This window comes from Rickettsia sp. (genome assembly GCF_965035265.1).
Map to the genome: position 1 here is coordinate 1 of NZ_CBCDJS010000049.1, position 10,057 is coordinate 10,057.

Here is a 10,057-nt window from a genome sequence, read left to right on the forward strand (position 1 = left end):
ATTTTACAAAATATTTAAGCGGTTATACAGCAAGTGAAATAGTTTTTTTAAATAGTTTAATCTCACTTAATATACCGGAGCTTACTGCAAAATGCCTATATAGGCTTAGTTTAATTCATTTACTCGGTAGGTCATCTTTTAATGAAAAAACTATACAAACTGATTACAGGCTTGCCATAGAAGAAATACAAAATGTAATTAAACTAACCGGTATAAGGCAAAATAACATGCTCGATATAGCATTGATTATTAATGATAAATTTGCTCCTCATGCCGCTACAGTAATTTCTTCTAGTTTACTAAATAGCGATTTAGATAGTTTCTATAGATTTCATATTGTTATGAATCCAAATGACCTTGTTACAGGGGAATCAATGGAAAAATTAGCTTCCATGAAATATATACGCGATTATTCCATAGACTTTATTCCTTTTCCTGAAAATATATTGAATCAAGAGTTAACTGATAAGAAAGTTAAATTTTCAGATATGTGGCCTTCTTTAGTAATGTATCGTTTATATCTTGATCAAATCTTTCCTTATCTAGATTCTATATTATATCTTGATGCAGATATTGTAGTGCTGCGTGATTTGAATTCTCTTAAAAAGATAGATATGAGTAATTATATCGCAGCAGGTAGTATAGACACACCTTTTACATATTGTAGTGATAAAGTAATGAATGAATGTAATAGAAATATGGTTAGTTCTTATAAAAATAGCGGTGTCATATTTTTTAACTTAAAAAATATGAGAGAAGAATCCGGTAAGAATATGATTTTAGAAGCATTACAAAATTCTAAGTGTAAATTTCCTTTTCCTGATCAAGATTTATTAAATATTACTTTTCATGATTACATTTATCCTTTATCTATGAGATGGAACTTTTGTACGCATTTTGATAATAAAAGCCCTTACTTTTCTTATTTTATTCTGCATTATGCGGGACGCAAACCATGGACCACCGATAAGCAGGAATTATGGAAGACAAATCAGGACAAGTTAGATAAGATCACAAAATATTACTGGCGATATAGAGAAATAACACCTTGGAACAGTATAAATTGATTATTTTAATTGACTTTAGTACTTAAGAGATTTAAAAGTTAACTTTAATATGTAAGGTTACAATAAAAATGTTACCGCCTAAAATTTTCTTTGAAAAAGTTAAAGAAATAATTTGGCCTATAGAAAGGAAAGAATTAAAGCTATTTATACCCATGGCTTTAATGATGTTATGTATCCTTTTTAATTTTGGGGCTTTAAGATCTATCAAAGATAGCTTAGTAGTACCATCTATGGGTGCTGAAATTATTAGCTTCTTAAAATTATGGTTAGTATTACCCTCGTGCGTAATCTTTACTGTACTTTACGTTAAACTTAGTAACAAATTAAATTTTGAATATATTTTCTACATTATAGTCGGAAGTTTTTTACTATTTTTCTTATTATTTGCCTATATTATTTATCCAAATCAAGATATTTATCATCCTAATGATGAAATGATAAATAATTTAATTGCTTCATACCCTAATTTTAAATGGTTCATTAAGATAGGTAGTAAATGGAGTTATGCACTTATGTATATTTTCTCGGAATTATGGAGTGCAGTAGTTATAAACTTAATGTTTTGGCAGTTTGCCAATCACATTTTTGATACTAGCAAAGCTAAAAGATTCTATCCTGTTCTTGGAATGGTTGGCAATATCGGTCTTATAATGGCAGGCAGTGTACTTGTCTATTTCTCAGATGGGCAGGGCGTTATTGATTCAGAATTATTACCGGATTCCTTTAATTCAACTGCCGGAGAAGCTATAATGCTTCAGCCTATCATGTCAATTATTGTTGCTGCAGGAATAATTGCTATGCTTCTATTTAGAGTAATAAATAGATTTATTCTAACGGATTCCATAAATGTTTTAGATACAAAAAAAGTTACGGCTAAAACGAAAACAAAACTTTCGGTAATTGAAAGTATCAAATTAGTAATGCACTCAAAATATATAGGTCGTATTGCTTTATTAATAATCTGTTATGGATTATTAATAAATATAGTTGAAGGACCGTGGAAAGCAAAAATAAAAGAATTATATCCAAGCACTATAGACTATGTTAATTTTATGGGTAGGTTTAATATTTGGATGGGGATATCATGTGTTACTTTCATGATAATAGGCAGCAATATTCTTAGAAGACTAGGTTGGCTTATTTCTGCATTATTAACTCCTATTATGTTGTCTATTACCGGCTTGATGTTTTTTATCTTTATAATTTTTATTGAAGAAATAGGATCATGTTTCAATGATTTTAATCTTCTATATGCAGCGATTATTGTCGGAGCAATTCAGAACATACTTAGTAAGTCGTCTAAATATTCATTATTCGATTCAACAAAAGAAATGGCGTATATTCCTTTATCTTTAGAGCTTAGAACTAAGGGAAAAGCTGCCGTAGAGGTAATAGGTACTAAATTCGGTAAATCGCTTGGAGCATTTATCCAGTCTTTAATATTTATTATTATCCCGACTGCTACCTTTGATTCTATTATAATATATTTATTAGTAATTTTTATAGCTATGATGAGTTTATGGATTTGGAACGTTATAAAATTGAATAAGGAATATACAAAATTGTGTAAGTAAACGTCATTGCGAGGAAAAACTGCAAGTTTTGACGAAGCAATCTCAGGATGTTTGACAAGATTGCCACGTCGCTTCGCTCCTCGCAATGACGACCTAGAAAGTCACACAACAAAGCCAATTTAAAATGAAAAAAACTCTTAAAGTCATATTATTTATAACTATCTTTATTATACTCGCATATAGTGGGCTGTGGTTTGCTATTATGTTCTCTTTATCACATTCTATAAACCAAAAATATGCCGGTACTGATCTTAATATAGAAGAGACTGATAATAATTCTAATCAGCAATATCTTATTAAATTTTCCAAAGTTCAGTCCTATGGTTTTCCTTTTAAACTAGGTATTTCGGTAATTAATTGGCAAGAAGAGAGTATTAATAGAGCAATTGAATTTACCTCACCGATAAATATCGGTTATGATTTACTTAAGCAGAATTTATTTATAAATTTTTCCGGAGAAACATTCGGAAGATTTAAGCCGGTTCAAAGAGGATTTGGAGTAAGATTTTATAATGATAACTGTATATTATCGGCAAAAATTCCTTTAAATTTTAAACTATTTGAAATAGTACGATCAAAGAAAGATTTATTTGAAGTTATAAATTTAATAGAAAATATTAAATTTACCTCTGGTAAAACAGAAATTTTTGACTTAGTAGATAATCAAAAATTACACGAAGAAGATCATACTATATTTACTATGTTATTTGACAAAAGTAAGTATTATATAAGCAAACAGGATTTTCTTGATAATATACCGCAAAAATTAGAAATTTATTATGAAACCGAAATAGTACAAAGTAACCTTGAAGATCGAATAATACCTGCCGGCTTATTATTATATAGACCCGCCTGGAATAATAATTTCAAATTTTCCGGTAATTTCTTGATTAGTACTAGTAGTTTGCATTTTAAAGATATTGCTAAAGATTTAACAATTGAAGTTACTAATGCAAAAATAAATAGTAATAACTTTGAAAATAATATTAATTTATTATATAAAGGTAAGTTAAACGATTCCGGCAATAATAATATTGATCTTTTGGTAAATTCACAATTTAAGCTAAAACCAGGTTTTATAATAGGTTCATTAGAATTTATAAAGAAATATTACGATAAGCAAACCTATCTGTTTAAACTTTCCGATAATAAGATATATAAAGATTTTAATAATGAACTAAGCTATATTTTGAATAATAATAAACAATATAATTTTAGTATTTTTGAAGATAGGCAATATAATTTTAATTTAAATATTAATTTAGTTATTGAATTAAACAAATTAACTAGAGCACAGATAAACAGCTTAAGTCTATATTCAAAGCTATCTGGGTTTAATATAACAAATGAAACTATAGTAAATGCTCTTAAAGATTCTTATAGTAAAGGTACAATAGTAATTAATGATTACTCTAGAATAATAGATGTTTTAAACCCATATGTATATGGGGTAGGGGATTTTAAAAACTTTCCGGAAGAGAGCAAAGAAGTATACGGAGATGCTTTAAAATCATTTTTAAAAACCATTTCCGATCATCCGAATTCATCTAATTTAATTGATGCGAGCATTGAGTATGTATTTGATTTATCCGATTTAAACAAAGCTAAAATAGGTACTATAGATGATGTAAATAAACTTATACCTTTATATTATTTATCTTTATATCAAGCAGCAGTAAAAAAAGTGAAACCTGGAGAAAGCATAAAGGCAAAAATTATGGAATTAATTCCTAATGTTAATCAAAAAATATTAGAGGAATGTATAGTTGATGAACATCGTTAATCGTCATTGCGAGCGGTCGAAGACCGCACGGCAATCTCGTGAAAATAGTACAAAATTCCTGAGATTGCCACGTCGAGGCTTCGCCTCTCCTCGCAATGACGGAAAAATTTAAAAAAATACAATGAATATTATAGTAAAAATACAGCAAGATTTAAAAGATGAAGTAACTAAGTTAAATAATCTGATTATTAGCTGTTTAAAAAGTGATGAGGAATTAATAGAAACAGTCGGTAAATATTTACTGGAAGCAGGAGGTAAAAGAATTCGTCCGCTTTTAACTATAATAACCGCTAAAATGTTTGACTATGAAGGCGATAATCATATAAAGCTCGCAAGTGCGATTGAATTCATTCACACCGCCACCTTGCTTCATGATGATGTGGTAGACGACAGCACTTTAAGAAGATTCAAACCTACGGCTAACGTTATTTGGGGAAGTAAAACAAGTATTTTAGTCGGTGATTTCCTCTTTAGTCAGTCTTTTAAGTTAATGGTAGCTTCCGGCTCTATTAAAGCTATGAATGTTCTAGCTAAAGCTTCGGCAATTATTTCCGAAGGGGAGGTAGTACAGCTAGTTAAGTTAAATGAGCGACGTATTATAACTATAGACGAATATCATCAAATAGTTAAATCTAAAACCGCCGAACTATTTGGAGCTTCTTGCTTCGTTGGGGCTATTATAGCAGAGCAGGTAGACCATATTTCTAAAGATATGCAGGATTTTGGGAAATTACTCGGTACGATATTTCAAGTTATAGATGACTTACTTGATTATTTGGGTAATGACAAACAGGTAGGCAAAAACATCGGTGACGATTTTCTAGAAGGAAAAGTTACGTTACCGTTGATTTTTTTACATGATAAATTAGAGCAAGATAAGCAGCTTTGGCTTGAAAATGTAATTAAATGCGATAAGCGTACTAAAGACGATTTTATGCAAATACGTGACTTAATGGTAAAGCATGAAATTTACAATGAAACAGTTAGTTATTTGAGTAACTTAGAAAATGAAACAAATAAATTATTAAATAAAATCCCCGTTCAGAATATTTATAAGGATTATTTGTTTTCGATTATTAAATTTATTCTAGACCGTTCTTATTAGACTTTCTGCATAACTTGCTTATTTGTGCGTCGATCCGGTACTCGAATCCTCGCGTACTAAGTGTACGCTGCGGTTCTGCGTTCCGTGTCTCCTACAAATTCCTCCTTATTAGCTACGTTATGTAAGAAGTCTATTAAAACTTCTCTGCATTCGTAGCTCAGCTGGATAGAGCGTTGCCCTCCTAAGGAAAAGGTCGTTGGTTCAAATCCAATCGAATGCACCAACTATACTCCTACTTAATATACAATTAATATACAAGGATGATAAAACGACGCATATATAAACTTATACAAATATCTATTTTAGAGAAAATATAAAGTCTATTTTCCATAATATAGATTATAGAACAATTGCTTGTAAGCATAATTCCCTTCCATTTTCTAGAGTCATTTATATCCCTGCTCTTCTAGTTTGCTGCTTTCTCAAATAATCCTTATTATGTTAAAGTTCCAGAATTTGCTGAAACTTTAACATAATAAGCCTCATCCAGATTTAAGAAAATACTGCTCGCTCTACTGCATCTGCACTATGTTGTACTAAATCCTTAGCGATTTCTTTAGTAACCATCTTTTTTAGACCGTTTTTAAGTTCTTGCCTAACACATCCAAGCATTTGTGGTTCTGCTACAATAATCAGTTCCTTATATTTAACTTGACCATTCCCTGCTATTTTTTCTAAATGCTTAATAACACTTCGTGCTGCTTCTTTATGTTCTATATCTTTTAGCGAAGTATGCGGCTCAAACAATGACCCCGGTGTAGATTTATTTTGGTAAAGGCTTTGTCTTTTTTCTCTATGGTGGTGATGTTCCTCAGAGTCCAAGGCTAATTTTAAAGGCTTAGTAGTAGTGATTTTAAAACCTTGTGCATCGTAAAGCATCATTTGTTTGCTATCAATAACTGCAATTAATTTTAACGGTGCTGTACCTACCATAATACCTCCATAATAATATTGGTATTTTAATGATAATACTAATTATTACATAAACCAATATTAATTTAATAATTTTTGCTTTTCGCTATTAATTATTTGCTCAATTTTGTCATTAAGTATACGTACGTCAGTTCGCTCTACCTCTTCTTTTTCTATTACACCTATAATCTTTACTTTTATAGTTCCAGGCTGCTTAAACCAAAAACCTCTAGGCCAAAATAAACCGGCATTATGAGCCATCATTACAATCGGAACTTTAGTAATTGAAGCAAGCTTTACGGCACTTGGCTTAAATTTCACCGTTCTATCAGGTGGAACTTTAGTTGATTCAGGAAATATTATTAACCATAATCCTTCCTTTATTTTTTCCTGACCTTCTCTTAAAATCTGAGCAACCGAGCTATTAGTACCACGGTCTACCGCAATCGGTTTAACCATCCGAAGTCCCCAACCAAGTAAGGGTATGTTAAATAATTCACGCTTTAATACCCAAGAATGTTTAGGAATAATCAGTTGCATAAACATTTGATCCCAAAAGGATTGGTGATTAGACACGACTATTGAGATTGTCTTTGGTAATTTCTCAAGCCCCTCTACTTCATATTTTAGACCGCAACAAATTTTTGCAAGCCACACAAAAGCATAAGAAAAGATAATGGCAATTCTATATCTCATTTGATAGTTGACATTGAAAAATGTTACGGGTATGTAACATATAAGAAAGAAAATAGATGTAAATAACGATAATAATCCGTAAAATGATAAAATTCTTAAACGCCAAAGCATAATTATTAAATTAATTATTAATTAAAATGGTATTTATAACATAAATTTATAGCGAGTAAAATAAAAAGGTATTAAATGAAAAAAACTGTTCTTTCCGGTGTGCAAGCAACCGGTTCTTTACATCTTGGTAATTATCTTGGTTCAATTAGAAACTGGGTTAAAATGCAGGAAGAATATAATTGTTTTTTCTTCTTGGCAGATTTGCATGCTATCACAATTGATATTAAACCGTCAGAACTTAATAATTCAGTTATGGAAACTCTTGCAATTTACCTAGCAGCAGGTCTAGAGTCCGATAAAGTAACGATTTTTGCACAAAGTATGGTAAAAGAGCATGCAGAGCTTGCTTGGTTACTAAACTGCGTTACACCGATTGGACGGTTAAAAAGAATGACGCAATTTAAAGATAAAGCAGGTAGCGATCAAGAGAAAGCTTGCCTTGGGTTATTTTCCTATCCGGTACTTATGGCAGCGGATATATTGATATATAAAGCTGATATAGTACCTGTTGGTGAAGATCAAAAGCAACATTTAGAGCTAACAAGAGATATTGCGGGCGTGATAAATAGGAAATTTAACAAAGAGATTCTAAAAGTACCCGAACCGCTAATTAACGGTTCCGGTACAAGAATCATGAGCTTACGGGATGGATTAAAGAAAATGAGTAAATCTGATATATCTGATTTTGCTCGTATTAATTTGAAAGATGATAATGACCTTATTCATCAAAAAATAAAGAAAGCCAAAACCGATCATTTAAGCTTTGTTAGCTATGATAAAGAAGAAAGACCGGAAATTAGTAATTTATTAGATATTTATAGAAGTTTATCCGAAGAAAGTTTGGAAAAAATAATCGATAATTATCAAAATCAGGGTTTTGCAAAATTTAAAGAAGATTTAGCCGAAATTATTATTACAAATCTACAACCGATACGTAATAAATATTTAGAATTAATGAACGATAGAGAATATTTATTAAAAATACTGCACAAAGGAGCAGAAAAAGCAAGAATTAGGGCTTCTGAAACGGTTAACGAAGTTAAAGAACAATTTGGGTTTGTAATATAAAATTGATATTTTTTCAAGATTTTCCTTGAAATATACAAGATTATTTGGTATGAATCTTCTTGGATAGGTGGCCGAGCGGTTGAAGGCACTAGTCTTGAAAACTGGCGTACGGGCAACCGTACCGTGGGTTCGAATCCCACCCTATCCGCCAGCTCTAAAAAATTTTATTTCATTCATATTCATTTCTTTAATCTTAATCTTTTTTAATTTTGTATCAATATATTAATAGTTTTTGCTAAGTAAATTTAAAACCACCCACATATAGGATATCCAAATGAAAGAGGAAGTTATAAAAAATTATAGGTTAAATAAATTAAAAGAAGATAATGCTCATAAACTTAATTGGCTTTTTCTTCCCGGCGGTCCTGGTATGGGAGCTAACTACTTGATTGATTTTGTATCAAAATTGGATTTACAAGGTTCATTATATATAGGTGATTTTCCTGGAGATGGAGATAATTATAGTGCTGAAGAAATACATTACGAAGGTTGGAAACAAGGCTTAATAGAAGCGGTAAATAGCCTATCACCTTGTGTACTGGTTACTCATTCTTTTAGTGGTATGTTTGCATTAACCATAGATAGTTTAGAAAAATTATTAGCGGGTTTAGTTATAATAAATAGTGCTCCGGATAATAGTTGGATGGGGTTAATAGAAGAGACTGCGGTTAAATATAAATTACCTAATTTAGCTGAGGATATAAAAAAATTATATGAAAACCAAACAAATGATCAATTAAAAAAATTCTTTTATGCAAACATTCCATATTTATTTTGTGAGCATGAAGTACCGGAAGGAAAACAGTTACTAGAAATTTCTTCATATAATATAAAAACAAGAATATGGGGCGATCAAGAGTTTCATAACTTATATAAATATAGCTGGATACCTAATAAATTACCGACATTAATTATTGGAAGCCATGATGATAAATTACTTCCTATTAAATTATTTTTAGAAAATACCGAGTGGTCTCAGCCCCATTCTAATATAAATATAATAGAGCTACATAATACAGGACACTTTCCGTGGCTGAGTTGTTTTGATCGAATTAATGAAGAATTGTCAGGACTAGCAAAAGATATAAATGAATTGTGCTTACTATAAGGTAACAAGAAATATTATATTGGTTAAAAATCCTTAACTATATTCCTCAAATATCTGATATTTAAGGAGTATACTCTCATCTAAGGAAACATTAATAGAATTTTTAGAATAGTTTATCCGACATCATTTTAGCGGCTTTTATGGCTGATTCTTTTGAGGTTTTTGTATTTGTAGTTTCAGTATGGAAAGTTATTTTACTGCCGGCAAGATTACTGAGCATGAAATCGGTTTGTATATTATCTTTATCTAAATACTGCGAATAAGCAGCGATCGGGGTGCGGCAATTTGCGTCTAGATATTCTAAAAAAGCTCTTTCGGGTTTTATTAGTTCAAAGGTAGGAATATGATTAATTTGGTTGCATATTTCAAGCATGGCATTATCATTTTGTCGTATTTCAACTGCAATGACTCCCTGCCCTACACACGGCAACATCTGTGAATACTCTATCAAATGACAATACTCCGGATTAAACATCCCTAACCTTTTAAGACCTGCATATGCTAAAATCGTTGCGTCAACTTCCGCCTTCATTAGCTTTTTTACTCTTGAATCAACATTCCCTCTAAAAACCGTTACCTTTAAATCAGGTCTTATTTTTTGGATGAATGCTTTTCTTCGTACTGCCGAGCTAC

At 30.9% G+C, this 10,057-nt stretch carries 9 protein-coding genes and 2 tRNA genes; 8 read left to right on the top strand and 3 right to left on the bottom strand.

Annotated elements, in window-relative coordinates:
• The 5 genes from AC1Z7D_RS04245 to AC1Z7D_RS04265 form a co-directional block, all read left to right on the top strand.
• On the top strand, positions 1–1,067 hold a 1,067-nt coding region (locus tag AC1Z7D_RS04245; protein WP_482602266.1), incomplete at its 5' end, for a glycosyltransferase family 8 protein.
• 68 nt (positions 1,068–1,135) lie between these two features.
• Complete coding sequence (gene tlc3, locus AC1Z7D_RS04250; RefSeq protein WP_482602268.1) at positions 1,136–2,641, top strand: nucleotide exchange transporter Tlc3; 1,506 nt, start codon at positions 1,136–1,138, stop codon at positions 2,639–2,641.
• A 124-nt stretch (positions 2,642–2,765) separates the two neighbouring features.
• Positions 2,766–4,424, top strand: coding sequence for a hypothetical protein (locus tag AC1Z7D_RS04255; RefSeq protein WP_482602270.1), 1,659 nt, complete (start codon positions 2,766–2,768; stop codon positions 4,422–4,424).
• Between the two features lie 121 nt (positions 4,425–4,545).
• Complete coding sequence (locus AC1Z7D_RS04260; RefSeq protein ID WP_482602272.1) at positions 4,546–5,529, top strand: polyprenyl synthetase family protein; 984 nt, start codon at positions 4,546–4,548, stop codon at positions 5,527–5,529.
• A 146-nt stretch (positions 5,530–5,675) separates the two neighbouring features.
• Positions 5,676–5,752, top strand: a tRNA-Arg gene (locus AC1Z7D_RS04265).
• A 269-nt stretch (positions 5,753–6,021) separates the two neighbouring features.
• Here the strand turns inward: AC1Z7D_RS04265 and AC1Z7D_RS04270 are convergent.
• Both AC1Z7D_RS04270 and AC1Z7D_RS04275 read right to left on the bottom strand, forming a co-directional pair.
• Positions 6,022–6,462, bottom strand: coding sequence for a host attachment protein (locus AC1Z7D_RS04270; protein WP_482602274.1), 441 nt, complete (start codon positions 6,460–6,462; stop codon positions 6,022–6,024).
• A 60-nt stretch (positions 6,463–6,522) separates the two neighbouring features.
• Positions 6,523–7,248, bottom strand: coding sequence for a lysophospholipid acyltransferase family protein (locus AC1Z7D_RS04275; RefSeq protein WP_482602276.1), 726 nt, complete (start codon positions 7,246–7,248; stop codon positions 6,523–6,525).
• A 75-nt stretch (positions 7,249–7,323) separates the two neighbouring features.
• Here AC1Z7D_RS04275 and trpS point away from each other — a divergent pair, with 75 nt between their 5' ends.
• The 3 genes from trpS to AC1Z7D_RS04290 all read left to right on the top strand — a co-directional run bounded on the left by trpS (position 7,324) and on the right by AC1Z7D_RS04290 (position 9,424).
• Positions 7,324–8,316, top strand: a complete 993-nt coding sequence (trpS, locus tag AC1Z7D_RS04280; protein ID WP_482602278.1) for a tryptophan--tRNA ligase — start codon at positions 7,324–7,326, stop codon at positions 8,314–8,316.
• A 61-nt stretch (positions 8,317–8,377) separates the two neighbouring features.
• Positions 8,378–8,467, top strand: a tRNA-Ser gene (locus tag AC1Z7D_RS04285).
• 123 nt (positions 8,468–8,590) lie between these two features.
• Positions 8,591–9,424, top strand: a complete 834-nt coding sequence (locus AC1Z7D_RS04290; protein ID WP_482602280.1) for an alpha/beta fold hydrolase — start codon at positions 8,591–8,593, stop codon at positions 9,422–9,424.
• A gap of 103 nt (positions 9,425–9,527) precedes the next feature.
• Here the strand turns inward: AC1Z7D_RS04290 and hemC are convergent.
• Positions 9,528–10,057 (bottom strand): hydroxymethylbilane synthase (gene hemC / locus AC1Z7D_RS04295; protein WP_482602282.1); only part of this gene is annotated, 530 nt, incomplete at its 5' end.